At 75.4% G+C, this 17713-nt stretch carries 15 protein-coding genes; 11 read left to right on the top strand and 4 right to left on the bottom strand.

The window, feature by feature from the left end; genetic code table 11:
* Positions 1-3 precede the first annotated feature (3 nt).
* The 5 genes from ACFP6A_RS08100 to fbaA are packed head-to-tail and all read left to right on the top strand — an operon-like array spanning position 4 to position 7500.
* Positions 4-1878, top strand: a complete 1875-nt coding sequence (locus ACFP6A_RS08100; protein WP_379602999.1) for a hypothetical protein — start codon at positions 4-6, stop codon at positions 1876-1878.
* The gene (locus ACFP6A_RS08095) at positions 1875-4739 is read left to right on the top strand and encodes an FtsX-like permease family protein (protein WP_379602998.1); all 2865 of its coding nucleotides are present in this window, start codon (positions 1875-1877) and stop codon (positions 4737-4739) included. The genes ACFP6A_RS08100 and ACFP6A_RS08095 overlap by 4 nt, the downstream gene beginning before the upstream one ends.
* Positions 4736-5746 (top strand): ABC transporter ATP-binding protein, encoded by a 1011-nt coding sequence (locus tag ACFP6A_RS08090; protein ID WP_379602997.1) that lies wholly within the window; start codon positions 4736-4738, stop codon positions 5744-5746. The genes ACFP6A_RS08095 and ACFP6A_RS08090 overlap by 4 nt, the downstream gene beginning before the upstream one ends.
* Positions 5743-6444: an ABC transporter ATP-binding protein gene (locus tag ACFP6A_RS08085; RefSeq protein WP_379602996.1), complete on the top strand. Its 702-nt coding sequence runs from the start codon at positions 5743-5745 to the stop codon at positions 6442-6444. Before ACFP6A_RS08090 ends, ACFP6A_RS08085 begins: the two co-directional genes overlap by 4 nt.
* A gap of 33 nt (positions 6445-6477) precedes the next feature.
* A complete protein-coding gene (fbaA, locus tag ACFP6A_RS08080) occupies positions 6478-7500 on the top strand; it encodes a class II fructose-bisphosphate aldolase (RefSeq protein WP_379602995.1) in 1023 nt (340 codons plus the stop codon).
* Between the two features lie 12 nt (positions 7501-7512).
* Here the strand turns inward: fbaA and ACFP6A_RS08075 are convergent, their stop codons facing one another.
* Positions 7513-7926, bottom strand: coding sequence for an STAS domain-containing protein (locus ACFP6A_RS08075; RefSeq protein ID WP_379602994.1), 414 nt, complete (start codon positions 7924-7926; stop codon positions 7513-7515).
* Positions 7927-8009: 83 nt separating this feature from the next.
* Here ACFP6A_RS08075 and ACFP6A_RS08070 point away from each other — a divergent pair, with 83 nt between their 5' ends.
* Positions 8010-10085 (top strand): SpoIIE family protein phosphatase, encoded by a 2076-nt coding sequence (locus ACFP6A_RS08070; protein WP_379602993.1) that lies wholly within the window; start codon positions 8010-8012, stop codon positions 10083-10085.
* 21 nt (positions 10086-10106) lie between these two features.
* On the opposite strand, the gene ACFP6A_RS08065 is transcribed toward ACFP6A_RS08070, so the two are convergent.
* The gene (locus ACFP6A_RS08065; RefSeq protein WP_379602992.1) at positions 10107-10469 is read right to left on the bottom strand and encodes an STAS domain-containing protein; all 363 of its coding nucleotides are present in this window, start codon (positions 10467-10469) and stop codon (positions 10107-10109) included.
* A 95-nt stretch (positions 10470-10564) separates the two neighbouring features.
* Here ACFP6A_RS08065 and ACFP6A_RS08060 point away from each other — a divergent pair, with 95 nt between their 5' ends.
* A complete protein-coding gene (locus tag ACFP6A_RS08060; RefSeq protein ID WP_379602991.1) occupies positions 10565-10981 on the top strand; it encodes a DUF3151 domain-containing protein in 417 nt (138 codons plus the stop codon).
* Positions 10982-10990: 9 nt separating this feature from the next.
* Here ACFP6A_RS08060 and ACFP6A_RS08055 read toward each other — a convergent pair whose 3' ends face one another.
* Positions 10991-11953, bottom strand: coding sequence for a diacylglycerol/lipid kinase family protein (locus tag ACFP6A_RS08055; RefSeq protein WP_379602990.1), 963 nt, complete (start codon positions 11951-11953; stop codon positions 10991-10993).
* A gap of 65 nt (positions 11954-12018) precedes the next feature.
* On the opposite strand from ACFP6A_RS08055, the gene ACFP6A_RS08050 reads away from it, so the two are divergent.
* The 3 genes from ACFP6A_RS08050 (at position 12019) to purD (ending at position 15173) form a co-directional block, all read left to right on the top strand.
* Entirely contained in the window at positions 12019-13305 is a 1287-nt protein-coding gene (locus ACFP6A_RS08050; protein ID WP_379602989.1) for an adenylosuccinate synthase, read from the top strand.
* A gap of 125 nt (positions 13306-13430) precedes the next feature.
* Positions 13431-13895 (top strand): SRPBCC family protein, encoded by a 465-nt coding sequence (locus tag ACFP6A_RS08045; protein ID WP_379602988.1) that lies wholly within the window; start codon positions 13431-13433, stop codon positions 13893-13895.
* A 24-nt stretch (positions 13896-13919) separates the two neighbouring features.
* Positions 13920-15173, top strand: coding sequence for a phosphoribosylamine--glycine ligase (gene purD, locus ACFP6A_RS08040; RefSeq protein ID WP_379602987.1), 1254 nt, complete (start codon positions 13920-13922; stop codon positions 15171-15173).
* A gap of 87 nt (positions 15174-15260) precedes the next feature.
* Here the strand turns inward: purD and ACFP6A_RS08035 are convergent, their stop codons facing one another.
* Positions 15261-16733 (bottom strand): S10 family peptidase, encoded by a 1473-nt coding sequence (locus ACFP6A_RS08035; RefSeq protein WP_379602986.1) that lies wholly within the window; start codon positions 16731-16733, stop codon positions 15261-15263.
* Between the two features lie 86 nt (positions 16734-16819).
* On the opposite strand from ACFP6A_RS08035, the gene ACFP6A_RS08030 reads away from it, so the two are divergent.
* Positions 16820-17578 (top strand): class I SAM-dependent DNA methyltransferase, encoded by a 759-nt coding sequence (locus ACFP6A_RS08030; protein ID WP_379602985.1) that lies wholly within the window; start codon positions 16820-16822, stop codon positions 17576-17578.
* Positions 17579-17713: the final 135 nt, after the last annotated feature.

The raw sequence follows: 17713 nt of genomic DNA, 5'->3' as shown, positions 1-17713 counted from the left end.
CCGGTGCTGCGCCTGCTCCTCGCCCGAGCGCGAGCCGCGGCCGCCCCGCTCGCGGCGGCCGCGGCGCTGCTGCTGCTCGCCGCAGGGGCGTCCACGGTCGCGCTCACCGACCCCGTCGAGCGGCTCGACGCGGAGGTCCGCCGGGCAGTCGCCGGCCTGCCCCCCGACCGTGGGGTCACCACGGTCCGCGCGGAGGTAGCCGATGACCCGGTCGCCCAGCACGACGCCGTCCTCGAGGACGTCCGACGGGTGGGCGCCGGTGGGTTCGCGGTGTCCCGCAGTGTCCGCGGCGCCCTCACCGGGGTCCTGGAGCCGGACGGCGCGGCCGGCCGGCGGGTCGTCCCGGTCGCCTACGACGAACCCGCCGCGCTGGCCGACCTCACTGCCGGGCAGTGGCCCGCTGCCGACGGACAGGGCGCACTGCACGCGGCTGCTGCGGAGGCGCTCGGCGTCGGCGTCGGCGACGTGCTCGTGCTCGACGGTCCCGACGGGCGCGTGCGGATCGAGGTCACCGGTACGTGGCGTCCCCACGAGCCGGGTGACCCCCGGTTCGGCGGGGACCCGCTCGAGGTGACCGGGGCCCGGGACGCGCGGACGCTGGGGCCCCTCGTCGTCCCGGACGTCGCGGCGGCCGGCCTCGACCCCACCCCGACCGTCCGCTGGCGGATCGCCGTCGACCCCGCCGCCGTGCGTGCCGACCGGCTCACGGTCCTGGCCGACGGCGTGGACCGGCTGCGGGACGTCGTCACCGGGGACCCACGGACCGGCCGGCAGGTGCAGGTCGGCGGGCCCGGCGGTGCGCCGCTGCGGGACCTGGCCGCCCGGGCGGCAGCGGCCCGGGCGGCGGCCCTCGTCCCGGCGGTCCTGCTCGTGGTCCTGGCGTCGGTCACGCTGCTCGCCGTCGGGGTCCGGCTCGCGGCGTGGCGCGCGGCCCAGACCCGGCTGCTGGCCGCCCGCGGCGCCTCCGCCGGCACGCTCGGCGGCCTCGCGCTCCTCGAGGTGGTGGCGCTGGCGGTGCCGGTGAGCGCGGTGGTCACCGTGGCCGGTGCCGGGCTGGCTGCCGGGACCCCCGACCGGTTCCCGGCTGGCACCGGGACGGCGCTGACCGCGGGCGGTGCCGCGCTGCTGGCCGGCCCGGCGCTCGTCGCCGCCTGGACGGCCGGCCGGCCCGCGGGTCGGCGCGCCGGTGACCCGGCGGGCCCCCCGCAGCCTGGTGGCCGCCGGACCGCCGTGCTGCGGGCCGGGACGGACGTCGTCCTCGTCTCGTTGTCCCTGCTGGCGACCTGGCGGCTGCGCCGGGACGGACCACTGGCGGCGGGCGGCGCCGTGGACGCCGTGGCCGTCGCCGCCCCCGTGCTGTGCCTGCTGGCCGGGGCGGTGCTCGCGGTCCGGGTGCTGCCGCCGGTGGCCGCCGCAGCGCTCGCGCCGCTGGCCCGCGGCAGCGGGCTCGTCGGACCGCTCGCCGCCTGGGACCTCATCCGCCGCCCGTCCCGCTACGGCCTGCCGGTGCTGCTCGTGGCCCTGGCGGCCGGCGCTGCCACTCTCGTCCTGGCGACGTCCCGGGCGGTCACGGGCGACGCACTCGTCGCGGCTGTCGCCGGACCCGTCGCCGTGCTGGCGCTCACGGCCGGTGGTCTGCTCGCCGTCGGCGGCAGTGCGGTGGTCGCCCTCGCCGACGCCCGGCGGCAGCGTCGGGAGCGTGCCGTGCTCGCCGCGCTGGGCACCACCGGCGGGCAGCTGCGGGCCGTGGCCGCCGGACGGACCGTCGCCGTCCTGCTGACCGGTCTGCTCGCCGGGTGGGTGACCGGGACCGTCGTCGCGCACCTCACGGTGCCGCCGCTGCAGGCCCTCGTCGCCGGGGCCGGGGTGCTCGGATGAGCCGGACGTCGGTGAGCAGCGTTCACCTCGTCCGCCGCCAGGTCCTCACCGACCGGGCTGCGGTGGCCGTGGTGGCCGTCGTCGTCCTGGTCACCGCCGGCCTCGCCGCGGCCCTGCCCCGGGCGCTCGACACGATGCGCACCGACGGGGTCCGCAGCACCGTCGCGGACACCGGCCCGCTGCAGCGCGACCTCGCCGTCGTCCTGTTCTCCCCACCGGCGGCCGACCGCTCCGGGACCTCGGACGCGCCCCTCCAACCGCTCCGCGACTTCCTGGCGGACGTCGTGGGCGGACTGCCGCCGGTCGTCGCCGAGCAGGTCGGGGACCCGGTGTTCAGCGTGGACTTCCGCGACATGGCGGTGGCCGGTACCGAGCCGGAGCTGCCGTCACCGGCCGACAACGCGTTCCTCGAGCTGACGGTCCAGGACGCCTTCGGCGAGCACGTCGAGTACGTCGCCGGCCGACCTCCGGAGCGGATCTCACTGACCGAGCGGGCCGACTCGTTGCCGGCCGACCCGGGGCGGCGGCTGCCGCTGGCCTTCACCCACGACGGCCTGGTCGAGGTGGCGGTCTCCGACCGGACCGCCGACGCCCTCGGCCTGCAGCTCGGATCCCGGGTCCGGCTCGCGGAGGCGAGTCTCACCCTTGACGTCGTCGGGCTCTTCGAACCGCTGGACGCCAGTGACGCCTACTGGGGGTTCGACACCCGGGTGCTGCGCCCGCAGCAGAACTACTCCAGCATCCTCGGCGTCACCTACACCGGTGTCGCCGTCGTCGGCGAGCCCGCCTACCCCGGGCTGGAGGCGCTGCTCAGCGCCGCGCGCCAGCCGGTCACCCTGCTGCGGCTCCCCACGACCGCGGCCGGCCTGGAGTCCCGGGACGTGCCCGCGCTCGTCGCCGCCCTGCGGCAGGTCGAGCAGACGCCCGTCGAGCTCCCGCCGCCCGTGCCTGGAGTGCCGTCTCCCGGCAGCGTCCAGCTCGCCACCGACCTCGAGGAGGTGCTCACCGGCCACCTTCGGGTGCAGCAGGCCTCGACCGCGGTCGTCTCCCTCGTCGTGGCCGGGCTGCTCGGGGTCGTGATCGCCGTCCTCGCCCTCGCCGGGCGGCTCGTCGTGGAGCGCCGCCGGCACTCCCTGGCCCTCGCCCTGGCGCGGGGCGCGTCGCCCGGCCAGCTGCGCGGGCTGCTCGCCGTGGAGGGTCTCGTCCTGGGCGTCCCGGCCGCCGTCGGGGGCTGGTTGCTCGCCGCGGCAGCCGTCCCTGGCTGGGGTGGGACCTGGGGTGTCGTCCTGCCGGCTCTGATCGGGCTGGCGCCCGCGGTGCTGCTGCCGCTGCTCGGTGCGCCGGCCCGGCTCGGTGCGCCGGCCCGGCTCGGGGGGCAGCGGTCGTCCCGTCGGGGGCCGCGGACCGTTCGGAACCGGCGGCTGCGGCTGGCGGGGGAGGCGGTCGCCGTCCTCGTCGCGGTGACCACGGTTGCCGTCCTGCGCGCCCGCGGGCTCACCGCCGGGACGGCCGGCCTGGACCCGCTGCTGGCCGCGGCCCCGCTGCTGGCCGCCCTGGCCGGTGCGCTCCTGCTCGCCCGGGTCTATCCGGTGCCGCTGCGGGCGCTGACGGTCGCCCTCGGACGCCGCCGGGGCGCGGTCGCGTTCATCGGCGCCGCCCGGGCCAGCCGGGACCCGGCCGGCGGCATCCTGCCGCTCGTCGTCCTCGTGCTCGCCCTCGCCACCGCGGTCACCGGCTCCGTGGTGACCGCGACGACGGACCGTGGCGCCCGGGTCGCGGCCGCTCAGGAGGTCGGTGCCGACGCCCGGGTCAGTGCGCTCGGCGTGGACGCCGAGGAGGCGGCCGCGGCGGCGGACGTCGAAGGTGTCGCCGCCGTCGCCCCCCTGGCCACCGCCCCGGCCCAGCTGCGCACCGACCGCAGCACGACCGACGTCACCCTCGTGGCCGCGGACGCCGCCGGCCTGGCAGCCGTGCAGGCCGGCGTCCCCGGGGCCCCGGCCTACCCCGACCGGCTGTGGACGCCGGACCCCCAGGACGCCGGGGACGCCGTCCCGATCCTCGTCCGCGACGGTGTCGCCACCCCCGGGACACGGCTGCGGCTGGCCGTCGGCAGCAGCACGGTGGACGCCGTCGTCGTCGGGACCGGCCCCCGCGACCTGCCCGCGCTGCGGAGCCCGCAGCCGTGGGTCGTCGCCGACCGCGGGCTGCTCGTCGCCGCCGGCGGCGACGTGCCGGCGGACTCTGTGCTCCTCGTCGACCTCGTCGACTCCCTCGACCCGCCCGACCCCGAGGGCGGCGCCGCTGCCGACGGGTCCACAGGCGCAGAGCCGCTCGCGGCCGTCACCGAGGCCGTGCGGGCCGCCGTCGGCACCGAGGCCCCGGTGCTGACCCAGGCCGGCGCCCTGCAGCGCGCCCGCGGCGAGCCGCTCGTGGCGGGCACCCTCGACGCGTTCGCCGTGTCGGCCGTACTGGCCGGCGCCCTCGCCGCGCTGGCCGTCGTCCTCACCCTGCTGATCACCGCTCCGGCACGTGGTCGGCTGCTGTCCCGCCTGCGCACCCTCGGGCTCTCCGCGCGGCAGGCGCAGGCGCTGGCGGTGTGGGAGGTGGCTCCGCTCGCCGTGGCCGCGGTGACCGCCGGGGTGCTGCTGGGAGTCGTCGTCCCGTGGGCGGTGCTCCCGGCGGTGGACCTGCAGGCCTTCACCGGCGGGACCGGTCCGCCCCCGTTCTCCGTGGACGTCCTGGCGGTGGTGGCCATCGCCGGCGGCGTCGTCGCGGGCGTCGCGGTCGCGGTGGCCGGTACCGTCGCGGCCAACCGCCGGTTGCGGCTCGGCGGCGTCCTGCGGGTGGGAGACGACGAATGACACAGGCACGGGCCGGTGGCTGGGGCGCCGGGGCCGCCATCGTCTGCGACAACCTCGTGCGGATCTACACGGTCCCGGCCACCCGCGGCGAGCAGCGGGTGGAGGTCGTCGCCCTGCAGGGGCTGGACCTGGTCGTCGAGACCGGGGAGGTCGTCGCCCTCGTCGGGGCCTCCGGGTCCGGCAAGTCGACCCTGCTCGGGATCCTCTCCGGCCTCGACGAGCCGACCGCGGGGACTGCCCGGGTCGGCGGGCACGACCTGCTGGGGATGGGACGCCGCGAGCGGGTCCGGTACCAGCGGCACACCGTCGGGTTCGTCTGGCAGCAGACGGCGCGGAACCTGCTGCCCCACCTCACCGCGGTGGAGAACGTCGCGATGCCGATGGCGTTCGCCCGTGTGCCGGCCCGCCGGCGGCAGCGGCGCGCTCTCGACCTGCTCGACCTGCTCGGCGTCGGCGCCCAGGGCGACCGGCGCCCCGGGCAGATGTCCGGCGGTCAGCAGCAGCGGGTCGCGATCGCGGTCGCCCTGGCCAACTCCCCGGAGGTGCTGCTCGCCGACGAGCCGACCGGCGAGCTGGACTCCGTGACCTCCGCGGAGGTGCTCGAGGCGTTCCGGGACGCCAACCGCGAGCTCGGGGTCACCGTCCTGCTCGTCACCCACGACCCGCTGGTGTCCGAGCACGTCGGACGTACCGTCGCCATCCGGGACGGGCGCACCTCCTCGGAGGTGCTGCGGCGTGTCGAGGTCGACGAGCACGGTCGAGAGCGGCACGTCGCCGAGGAGTTCGCCGTTCTCGACCGCGCCGGGCGGCTGCAGCTGCCGCGAGACTTCATCGGCGCGCTGGACCTGCGCGACCGGGTCCGGCTGGCGCTGGAGCCGGACCACGTCCAGGTCCGTCCCGACACGTCAGGTGCCGCCGTCGACCCCGACGGTCCCGCTGTCGACCCCGACGGTCCCCGCGCCGGCCAGCAGGACGACGGGCCCGCGGCGGGCGGAGCCGACCGGTGAGCGGGCCGGTCCTGGCCGCCTGCGACCTGCGCCGGACCTACCGGACCGCGGCAGGCGACGTGCACGCTGTCGACGGCGTCACGCTCGAGGTCCCGCCCGGTCGGCTGGTCGTCGTCCGGGGTCGGTCGGGGTCGGGCAAGACCACGCTGCTCAACCTGCTCGGCGGCCTGGACCGCCCGGACGCCGGACGGGTGCTGCTCGGTGACCGCGACCTCACGGCGATGGACGACGCCGAGCTCGTCGAGGTGCGGCGGCGCGAGGTCGGGTACGTGTTCCAGTCGTTCGGGCTGCTGCCGGTGCTGTCCGCGGCCGAGAACGTCTCCGTGCCGCTGCGGCTGCTCCGCACCGACCCGGCCGAACGGGACCGCCGCGTCGCCGAGCTGCTCGACCTGGTCGGTCTGGCCGCTCACGCGGCGCAGCGCCCGGCCGAGCTCTCCGGCGGGCAGCAGCAACGGGTGGCCGTGGCGCGGGCGCTGGCCGGTGAGCCCCGGCTGCTGATCGCCGACGAGCCGACCGGCCAGCTCGACTCCGGCACCGCCCGCCAGGTGCTGGGCCTGCTGCGCGAGCTCGTCGACCAGCGCGGCGTCAGCGTCGTCGTCGCCACCCACGACCCCGCGCTCGTCGACCTCGCCGACGACGTCCTCGAGCTCACTGACGGCCGCCTTGCCGCCGATCCCCGTGTGGAAGGATCGCGGTGAACGTGTCCGCGACGAGTACCAGGAGCAGCGACCATGCCCATCGCCACCCACGAGGTCTACGCGGAGATGCTCGACCGCGCGAAGGCCGGCTCGTTCGCCTACCCGGCGATCAACGTGACGAGCTCGCAGACCCTCAACGCGGCCATCCGCGGCTTCGCGGAGGCCGAGAGCGACGGGATCATCCAGGTGTCGACCGGAGGGGCGGAGTACCTGTCGGGCCCCACGGTCAAGGACATGGTGCTCGGGGCGCAGGCGCTGGCCGAGTACGCCCACCACGTCGCCAAGGCCTACGACGTCCAGATCGCCCTGCACACCGACCACTGCCCCAAGGACAAGCTCGACGGCTACGTCCGGCCGCTGCTGGAGATCAGCCGGCAGCGGGTCGCCGAGGGCCGCGAGCCGCTGTTCCAGTCCCACATGTGGGACGGCTCGGCGGTGCCCCTGGAGGAGAACCTGCAGATCGCCCGTGAGCTGCTCGAGCAGTGCCGCCAGGCCAACGTCGTCCTCGAGATCGAGGTCGGGGTCGTCGGCGGCGAGGAGGACGGCGTGGTGGGCGAGATCAACGAGAAGCTCTACACCACGCCGGAGGACGCCATCGCCACCGTCGAGGCGCTCGGCACCGGCGAGAACGGCCGCTACCTCACGGCGCTGACCTTCGGCAACGTGCACGGCGTGTACAAGCCGGGCAACGTCAAGCTGCGTCCGGAGATCCTCAAGGCCGCGCAGGAGGCGGCCGGTGAGCGGACCGGTGTCGAGCGGCCGTTCGACCTCGTCTTCCACGGCGGGTCCGGCTCGACCGCCGAGGAGATCGCCACCGCCTGCGACTACGGCGTCGTCAAGATGAACGTCGACACCGACACCCAGTACGCCTTCACGCGGCCGGTCGCCGACCACATGTTCCGCAACTACGACGGCGTGCTGAAGGTCGACGGCGAGGTCGGCAACAAGAAGCAGTACGACCCGAGGGCGTGGGGCAAGGCCGCCGAGGCCGGTATGGCGGCCCGGGTCGTCGAGGCCTGCCAGCACCTGCGCTCGGCGGGCCGGCGGATGCGCTGAGCGCCGTGCCGGTCAGGCCGGGTCGTCGGACGGCGTCGTCGGGTCGACACCTGGGTCGGTGTCGGTGACGTCGAGCACCTCGCGGATCGCGGTGACGTCGATGAGGAACCGGACCAGGTCCGGCGGGCGGATCAGCACCAGCCGCCCCTCGCAGCGCGACGCCAGCCGAGCGAGGAACGCCACGCCGGTGGAGTCCATGAACGACACGTACCGGGCGTCCACCTCCACCGGCCGGCCGGCGTCCTCCGCCTCCGCGGCTGCCTCGATGAGGTCCGGTCCGAGCTCGGCGTCGATCTCGCCGGTGAGCACCACCCTGGTCTTGCGGCCGCCGAGGATGACGTGCACGGACCCCGGGTCCGCCGGACGACCGGAGGACCCGGTGGCGTCGCCGCCGAGGGGCGTCCCGCTGGTGTTACCGTCCCGCACCGTGCCTCCCGGACCCCCTCGACGGCCCCACTGCGGAGCCGTCACCACGGACCAGTCGGAACGCTAGACGATCGGAGCCGCGCGTGGCCAAGCGAGTGCGGGACGGTCTCGAGGACGTCGTCAGCCGGCTGACCAGCCTCGTCCAGGAGCAGGACGCCGCGGTGCTCGTCCTGGACGCCGCCTCCGGGCTGGTCGTGCACGTCAACCGTCGCGCCGCCGCGATGGCCGGGGACGTCGCCGTCCCGCTCGCCGTCGAGGAGTGGCGCCGTCGCGCCGGGCTCACCACCGGCGACGCCGCCGCCTGGGACCGCGCCGTCCGCGGGGAGGCGGTCAGCGCAGCGCTGGACGGCTGGCGGCTGGACGCCGCGCCTCTGGACCGGGCCGGGGACGGCGCGGCCGGGTCCGTGCTCGTCGTCCTGGTCCCGGCCTCGGCCTCGGATCTGCCGGCCGTGGACGTCCCGGCGTCCACCCCGGACGCCGACGGCGCAGCGGGTGCCCAGCTCGCCGACGAGCGCCGGGCCCGGCAGCGGCTCGCGGTGCTCGTCGACGTCGCCGAGGCGGCCGTCGAGCTCGACTCCCCGCTGGCCCTCCAGCGGGTCGCGGACGTCCTCACCCCGCGCGTGGTGCCGTGGTGCGCCGTCCTGGTCGCCGACGGGCACGTGCGGGTCGTGGCCACCGCCGGGGACGTCCCCCCGCCCGGGCGGGACGCGGCCGGGCTGCCGCGCCCCGCAGAGACCGACCCGGCCGCCGACCCGGTGGCCGGCCAGCTGGTCGGCCTCACCACCGGTCCGCTGCGGGTCGTCGGGCACGCCCGGTACCCGGACGGGACCCTGACCCGCTGGCTGGAGACCCAGCTGTGCCTGCACGTGGAGCCGGACGTCGTCCCGCCGGGGGAGTGCCTGAGCCTGCCGGTCCCGGGACGGCGCGGCGTCCTCGGCCTGCTCGTCGTCGGCATCCCGGACGGCGGGCTCGCGGACGACGACCTCGCCCTGCTCCAGGAGTCCGCCCGGCGGGTGGGGCTGTCGCTGGAGAACGCCCGGCTCTACGCCCGGGAGCACCAGCTCGCCGAGACTTTGCAGCGCACGATGCTGCCCGAGCAGTCCGGGGTGCCCGGCCTCGACGTCTGGTCGTTCTACGCCCCCAACCTCGACCACGCCCAGGTGGGTGGTGACTGGTACGACGTCCTGCAGATGGGCCCGGACGCCGTCGGTCTCGTCGTCGGCGACGTCGTCGGCCACGACGTCGAGGCGGCCGCGGCCATGGGCCAGCTGCGCTCCGTCGTGCGCGCCTACGCCTACGAGGCCGACGACCCCGGTCAGGTGCTCATGCGGGTGGACCAGCTCGTCACCGGGATGCGGATCCCCCGCTCGGCCAGCCTCGTCCTGGTGACGCTGGCACGGGTCGACGAGGGAGTGTGGGAGCTGCAGTGGTCGCGGGCCGGCCACCTGCCGCCGCTGCTCGTCAGCGGCGGTGAGGTGGCGGTGCTCTCCGAGGGCGGCGGGACGCTCGTCGGTGTCGGTGACCGTCCCCGGCACACCGGCTCGCGCACCCTCGGGCCCGGGGACGTTCTCGTGCTGTATACCGACGGGCTCATCGAGCGTCGGTCCCGCCCGCTGATGGACGGGCTGCAGATGCTCCGCGAGGTGTGCGCCGACCTCACGGCGACCGACGCCGCGGGCATCGGCGAGGAGCTGCTCGCCGCGCTCGGCGACGAGCCGGAGGACGACATGGCCGTGGTGGTGCTGAGGGTTCCCGAGGACGACACGACCGCGGTCGTCCCCGGCGACGGGCCCCGGCAGCGACGCTGGCAGCTGCCGGGCGACCCCTCGTCCATCGGCCGGGCGCGGCACCTCACCGTGCAGGCCTGCCGGGCGTGGTCCCTGGGCTGCGCGTCCGAGGCCGAGCTCGTCGTCTCCGAGCTGGTCGGCAACGCCGTGCTGCACGGCTGGGGTCCGGTGGGCCTGCGGCTGCGCCACGGCGCCCGCGGTCTCGTCATCGAGGTCGACGACGCGAACCCCTCGCCGCCGGCCGCCGTCGAGGCAGCGGACCGTGGGGTCGGCGGGTACGGCCTGCACGTCGTGCAGCGGCTCGCCGAGTGGGGCTGGCACCGGTCGGGCGCGGGGAAGACCGTCTGGGCCAGGGTGCCGGACCGGGTCTGAGTCCTTCGGTCGGCGCGTCCCTCAGCCGCGCTCGACCCGCCAGGGTCCGGCCGCGGCCGTGTCGGTGCTGCCGCAGTGGTGCTCGTCGTCGATCCGGAACAGGTCCAGCACCCCGCACACCTCGAGCACGAACCGATCCCGCTCGGACACCCCCCGCAGCACCGTCACCCCACCGCGTCGTCCCAGTGCGTCGGCGAGCGAGATGAGAAAGCCGGCACCGGTGGAGTCGAGGAACGTCGTCCGGCACATGTCCACGACGAGCAGCTGGCGACGCAGCCCGCTCACCCGGGCGGCGATCTCGGGGAACTGGTCCCGCTCGGCGAGGTCGAGGTCCCCGACCACGGTGAGCACCGTCGACGTCGACGACGACTCCAGCTGGATCACGACCCGGCCCTCCACGGTGCGGCAGCGCTCCCGCCGCTGGCCTCGGGAGCCACCTCGGCGGAGTGTCACGGTAACCCTCGGTGCACGATGGGTGCATGTCCACCGCTGGCGAGAACCTGCTGGGCGGCCCGCCGCCCACCCTGCTGCCCGAGGACCACCCCGACACCGAGGTCGCCCGTGCCCTGGCCGGTGACGCGTCCCCGCTCGAGCTGGCCGCCTCGCACCCGGCGTCCAGCCTGGCGTGGGCCGTGCTCGCCGAGCAGGCCCTGGCCGACGGGCGGGACGTCGAGGCCTACGCGTACGCCCGGACCGGGTACCACCGCGGGCTCGACGCGTTGCGGCGCGCCGGCTGGCGCGGCCACGGACCGGTCCCGGCCTCGCACGAGCCGAACCGCGGCTTCCTGCGGGCCCTGGCCGCGCTGGGCCGGGCAGCCGCCGCCATCGGGGAGGACGACGAGGCGCAGCGGGTCGCGGCGTTCCTGCTGGACTGCGACCCGACGTTCACCGGCTGACCGCCGGCCTCACACCCGCAGCGCCCAGGCGCCGGGCTCGACCGTCCACGTCCGCCGGTCGAACGGTCCGGAGACCTCGCCGTCGGTGTCGACGGGGAACGACTCGCCGTCGGTCACCTCGACGGTGACCCGGCGGGCGCGGGCCCGGCGGACGTCGTCCCGTTCGACGTGCTCGCCGCGGCGCAGCGCCAGGGCGTAGCCGACCCGGGCCAGCGGTCCGGTGGCCGTGGCGACGACGACGTCCGCCAGCCCGTCGTGGGGGTCGGCGTCCGGGGCCAGCGGAGTGCCGCCGCCGATCGACGAGCCCAGCCCGATGGCCACCATGAGCACCGGCTCGGTCCCGTCGTGGAGCACGACGTCGTCCGCGGCCACCCGCAGGTGCCAGCCGTCGGCGGCGACCCCCGCCCGCAGCGCGCCGACGGCGTAGCCGGCCCGGCCGAGCAGTCCCTTGGCATCCTCGGCGCGGGCGGCCGCCTCGGCGCCGACGCCGACGTGGACGGCGTTGACGGCGATCGTGCCGTCGTCCGCGCGAAGCAGCTCCAACGGGGTCGGCGAGCCGGTGAGCGCCCGGCGCGCCGCCGCGGCCGGGTCCTCCAGCGGCAGCCCGAGCGCGCGGGCGACGTCGTTGCCCGTGCCCAGCGGCACCAGGCCGATCGGACGCTCCGGGCCGAGCCGGCCGAGGGCGTCCAGCCCGGCCACGCAGGCCGACAGCGTCCCGTCCCCACCGAGCAGGACGAGCTGTCGCTCGCCGAGCACCTCGAGCGCGGCGCGCAGCTCGCCGGTGTCCGCCGGGACGACGAGCTCGACGTCGGCGAGGGCGCGCAGGGCGACGGCGGCCTCGGCGAGCGCCTCCTCCTGCGCCGACCCGGCGGCCGGGTTCGCCAGGGCGAGGACCTGGGGCCGCGGCGGTGACCCGGTGCCGCGGGTCGCCGGGTCCAGTGGTCGCGTCCGGTCCGCGGGGGTGTGGCTCACGTGTCCTCCGGTAGCCTCGCTGGGCGGTTGGTCCGTTCTCGTCGTCCAGGAAAGCAGGTATCCCGATGCCCGGCATCGTGCTCGTCGGCGCCCAGTGGGGTGACGAGGGCAAGGGCAAGGCGACGGACGCCCTGGGCGCCCGGGTCGACTACGTCGTGAAGTTCAACGGCGGCAACAACGCCGGTCACACCGTGGTGGTCGGTGGCGAGCAGTACGCGCTGCACCTGCTGCCGGCGGGGATCCTCACCCCGGGGGTCACGCCCGTCATCGGCAACGGCGTCGTCGTCGACCTCGCCGTCCTGTTCGAGGAGATCGACGCGCTGACCGCCCGGGGCGTCGACTGCTCCGCGCTGCAGGTCTCGGCCAACGCGCACATCATCGCCCCCTACCACCGGGTGATCGACAAGGTCGGTGAGCGGTTCCTCGGCAAGCGCCGGATCGGGACCACCGGCCGGGGGATCGGCCCGGCCTACGCGGACAAGATGAACCGGGTCGGCGTCCGGGTGCAGGACCTGTTCGACGAGCACATCCTGCGGCAGAAGGTCGAGGGGGCGCTCGACCAGAAGAACCACCTGCTGGTCAAGGTGTACAACCGCCGGGCCATCACGGTCGACGAGGTCGTCGAGGAGCTGCTCTCCTACGTCGACCGGCTGGCGCCCATGGTCCGGGACACCGCCCTGGAGCTGCACCGGGCCCTGGGCCGGGGCGACACCGTGCTGTTCGAGGGCGGGCAGGCCACGCTGCTGGACGTCGACCACGGCACCTACCCGTTCGTCACGTCGTCCAACGCCACCGCCGGCGGTGCCTGCACCGGCACGGGCGTGCCGCCGAACGCGATCGACCGGGTGATCGGGGTCGCCAAGGCGTACGTCACCCGGGTCGGGGAGGGGCCGTTCCCGACCGAGCTGCACGACGAGTGGGGCCAGCGGCTGCGGGAGGCCGGCGGCGAGTACGGCACGACGACGGGCCGGCCCCGGCGGTGCGGCTGGTACGACGCGGTCGTCGCCCGGTACTCCGCGCGGATCAACGGGATCACCGACCTCGTGCTGACCAAGCTCGACGTGCTGACGGGCATCGAGCGGATCCCGGTGTGCGTCGGCTACCGGGTCGACGGCCGGCTCGTCGAGGAGATGCCGTTCTCGCAGAGCGACGTCCACCACGCCGTCCCGCAGTACGAGTACCTCGAGGGGTGGACCGAGGACGTCAGCAGCGCCCGTGTCTTCGAGGACCTGCCGCCGGCCGCGCAGCGCTACGTGCTCGCGGTCGAGGAGCTGAGCGGGGCACGGATCTCCGCGGTCGGGGTCGGGCCGGAGCGTGAGCAGACCGTCGTCCGGCACGACCTGCTGGGCTGACGGCAGGCGGCTGACGCGCAGCGCGCTGACGGCTAGCGCGCTGACCAAAGCCCCTTGCCCCTGCGCGCCTGCGGCGTAGCGTGGATCCAGAGGGCGCCGCGCCCCTCCCGCTGGAGGTGGTCACCGTGAGCAGTCGCGCACGACTCGTCGTCCCGATCGGGGTGGACGACCTCTACTCCTGGCTCCACGACGTCGCCAACTGGCCGCAGTTCCTCGAGGGACTGGAGGCCGTGGAGCCGCTCGGCTACCACCGTTACCGCTGGCAGGTGACGTTCGGACGGCGTCCCGGCACCTGCGACGTCGTCGTCTCGGTCGATCCCCAGGAGCACCGCTTCTCCTGGCGGCACCTGGCTGGCACCCCGTTCGACGGGACGATCCGGCTGACGCCGGTGACCGAGGACCGGACCCAGGTCGATCTCGTCGTCGACGTCAAGCCGCTCGACCTGCTCGACGGGGTCGTCGACCTCGGCGGCCGGGACGACTGGATGGCGGAGCGGGACCTGCAACGGCTCCGGGACGTCGTGGCGGCCCGCGGCGCGCTGCGGGCGGCGGCCCGCGGCGCGCTGCGCCGGGACGGCGAGGCCGTCTGACCCGTCGGCGGTAGGTTCGCCGGCGTGAAGGTCCTCGTCGTCGGGTCAGGTGCCCGCGAGCACGCCCTCGTCCGAGCTCTCGACCTCGACCCGCAGGTGGACGCCGTCGTCGCGGCCCCCGGCAACCCCGGTATCGCCCAGGTCGCGCGGTGCCGCGACGTGCACCCGGCCGACGGTGCGGCCGTGGCCGCGCTGGCACAGGAGGAGGCGGCCGACCTCGTCGTCGTCGGTCCCGAGGCGCCGCTCGTCGCCGGGGTCGCGGACGTCGTCCGGGAGCGCGGGATCGCCTGCTTCGGGCCCAGTGCCCTGGCCGCTCGCCTGGAGGGGTCGAAGGCCTTCGCCAAGGAGGTGATGGCCGCTGCCGGCGTGCCGACCGCCATGGCGCACGTGTGCACCACCGGCGCCCAGCTCGACGACGCCCTCGACGCGTTCGGGGCCCCCTACGTCGTCAAGGCCGACGGGCTCGCCGCCGGCAAGGGCGTCCTCGTCACCGACGACCTCGCGGCGGCGCGCGCCCACGGGCTGTCGTACCTGGACCGCCCGGACGGCGCGGTGGTCGTCGAGGAGTACCTCGACGGTCCCGAGGTGTCGCTGTTCTGCCTCAGCGACGGTGACACCGTCGTCCCGCTCGACCCGGCGCAGGACTACAAGCGGCTCGGCGACGGCGACACCGGGCCGAACACCGGCGGCATGGGGGCGTACTCGCCGCTGCCGTGGGCGCCGGAGTCGCTCGTCGACGACGTCGTCGAGCGGGTCGCGCAGCCCGTCGTCGACGAGATGCGCCGGCGCGGGACCCCGTTCACCGGACTCCTCTACTGCGGCCTCGCGCTGACCTCCCGCGGGCTGCGGGTGGTGGAGTTCAACGTCCGGTTCGGTGACCCGGAGACCCAGGTCGTGCTCGCCCGGCTGGCCAGCCCGCTCGGCGTCGTCCTGCACGCCGCGGCGACCGGCGGGCTCGCCGACCTCGGCCCGCTGCGCTGGCACGACGAGGCGGCCGTCACCGTCGTCCTCGCCGCGGCCGGCTACCCCGGCGCCGTGCGGACCGGTGACGTCGTCGACGGCGTGGACGACGCGGCCGCGCTGGACGGCGTGCACGTCCTGCACGCCGGCACGGCCACCGACGCACAGGGTCGGCTGGTGACCGCCGGCGGTCGGGTGCTGTCCGTCGTCGGGGTGGGCGCGGACCTCGAGGAAGCCCGACGCCGTGCCTGCGCCGGGGCCGACCTCATCACCTGGGACGGCGTCCAGCTCCGCCGCGACATCGCCCTCCCCCGCTGACCCCCCCACATCACTTCGTGATCATTCAATCCCGCCACCCCGCACAGTCCTCCCCGCCCCTGCCGTGATCATGCAACCCCGCCACCCTCAGCCGGCACCGCAGGCCTCCTGGACCCACGCGGCGAGGTCGGCGGACTGCTGCACCCGGCTCGGCTCGTGCACGTACATCATGTGCCCGGCCTCGTAGTAGGCGAAGGAGACGTTGTCCCGCAGCTCGGCCGGGATCCGCAGGTGCGCCACCGCGTACTCGGCGGCGTGGTAGGGCGTCGCGCCGTCGTGGTACCCGCAGGCGATGTGCACCTTGAGGTGCCGGTTGGCCCGCATGGCCTGCGCCAGCTTCCCGGTGACCGACACCCCGCGCCCCTGGAACTCCTCGTAGGACCACGGCTGGACGCGGTCGGTGAGGATCTCGTAGGGCAGGTCGTTGCGGTACTCCAGCGTCGAGCGGACGTAGTGGTTGAAGGCCGCCGCGTACGGGCCGTGGATGGCCAGGTAGGACGGGTCGTGCTCCATCCGCTCGCCGGCGTTGTCGGGGTCCCAGCCGGTGAAGCGGCCGTCGAGCCGGCCGACGGTCAGTCGGCGGGAGCGCAGGAGCTCGGTGAAGAAGCGCAGGTGCTCGATCCGCAGGTCGGCGCGGTCCACGTACTCCTCGCTCAGCCCGCTGAGACGGGCGATCCGGGCGACGTGCTCGGCCCGCGTCTCGTCGTCCAGCCGGCTGCCCTGGGCGAGCGCCCACGGGTAGCGGCCGGCGGCGTAGCGCTCGGCCTCCTCCAGGACGTCGCGCAGCGGCCGGTCGCCGTGCAGGCCGTGGTAGTGGGCGATCGCCGCGTACGTCGGCAGGAACAGCGGGTACGGCGTCTCGTTGCCCTCGGTGAACCGAATGGTCCCCATGTCGAGCACGGCCGAGATGAGCGCGATCCCGTTGAGGTACATGCCGTAGCGGCTCTGCAGGTGCTCGGCGAGCGCCGCAGCGCGCAGCGTGCCGTAGGACTCCCCGGCGAGCAGCTTGGGGCTCAGCCACCGGTCGTTGCGCGTCGTCCACAGCCGGATCACCTCACCGACGGACTCCAGGTCGCCGGTGTAGCCGTGGAAGTCCTTCAGGCTGCCGTCCTGCACGGGCCGGGAGTAGCCGGTGGAGACCGGGTCGATGAACACGAGGTCCGCGACGGCGAGCAGGGTCTCGGCGTTCTCGGTCAGCCGGTACGGCGGCGGCAGCAGGTCGCCGGCGTCACCCATGAGGACGCGGCGGGGTCCCAGGAGCCCGAGGTGCAACCACACGGACGACGACCCCGGGCCGCCGTTGAAGGCGAACACCACTGGCCGTTCGGCCGGGTCCGCGCCGTCCAGGGTGTAGGCGGTGAGGAACACCTCCGCGGTCGGGCGGTGCCCCTTGAAGGTTCCGTCCTCGAGCACCTCCTTGCGCAGCACGATGCGTCCGGCGGTTGCCGTGTAGGCGAGGGTGCCGGACGGCGTGTCGACGGTGTGCGCCGTCGTCACCAGGTCGTCGGACGGCGTCGGGTGGGCGTCGGTGGTGGGGCTCTCGTTCGTCTCGTCAGCCACGCGCCGACCCTAACCAGCCCCCGCAGTAGGTGCTTAGCCCGGATAACCGGTGGACGGCCACTCCGTCCGGCGGTCAGGGTGGAGTCATGGACATCACGGACTACCAGCGCCAGGAGGACATCTGGGACGCCGAGGCTGCTCGGGCTTACGACACCCCGGGCAGCGGGATGTTCGCGCCCGAGGTCCTGGGACCGACTGTCGACCGCCTTAGCGGCCTCGCAGGTGGGGGCCGCGCGCTGGAACTGGCGATCGGCACCGGAAGGGTCGCAATCCCGTTGGCCGAGCGCGGCGTGCCGGTGACGGGCATCGAGCTCTCCCAGGCGATGGTGGACCGCTTGCGCGAGAAGGTGGACGACGCGGCTCTTCCGGTGGTGCTCGGCGACATGGCCAGCGCGCGCGCACCAGGGGCATTCACCCTCGTCTACCTCGTGTACAACACGATCTCCAACCTCGTGACCCAGGCCCAGCAGGTCGCGTGCTTCCGCAACGCGGGGCGGCATCTGGTGCCGGGCGGTCGCTTCGTCGTCGAGCTCGAGGTGCCCGGCCTACGGGTCTTGCCCCCTGGGCGCGAGGCGGTGGTTTGGCACCACGAGCCCGGCTACCTCGGCCTGGACACCTACGACGTCGTCGCCCAGCGGCTGGTGTCGCACCACATCCGTTTCGGCGAGGGTCGACAGGCACGGATCGCGCGAGGACCTCACCGCTACGTCTGGCCCGCCGAGATGGACCTCATGGCGCAACTGGCCGGCCTCGAGCTGGAGTCACGCCACGCCGACTGGCAGGCCACCGAGTTCACCGCGGACTCGGCGTCCCACGTCTCGGTCTACCGCTTGCCGGGCGGCTGATGTCACGGCCGAACCTGGACCCGTCGTCGGGACGGGCCGCCGCCGGGCCCGTCGTGAGAGCGGCCGCCGCCAGCACGGCGGCGAGTACAGCGAGGACGGCGTGGCGACGGTTGCCCATGTCGGCTCCTTCGAGGT

This window comes from Quadrisphaera sp. GCM10027208 (assembly GCF_042658805.1).
GTDB lineage: Bacteria > Actinomycetota > Actinomycetes > Actinomycetales > SCSIO-59966 > SCSIO-59966.
This window is presented reverse-complemented; position numbering and strand designations above follow the sequence as displayed.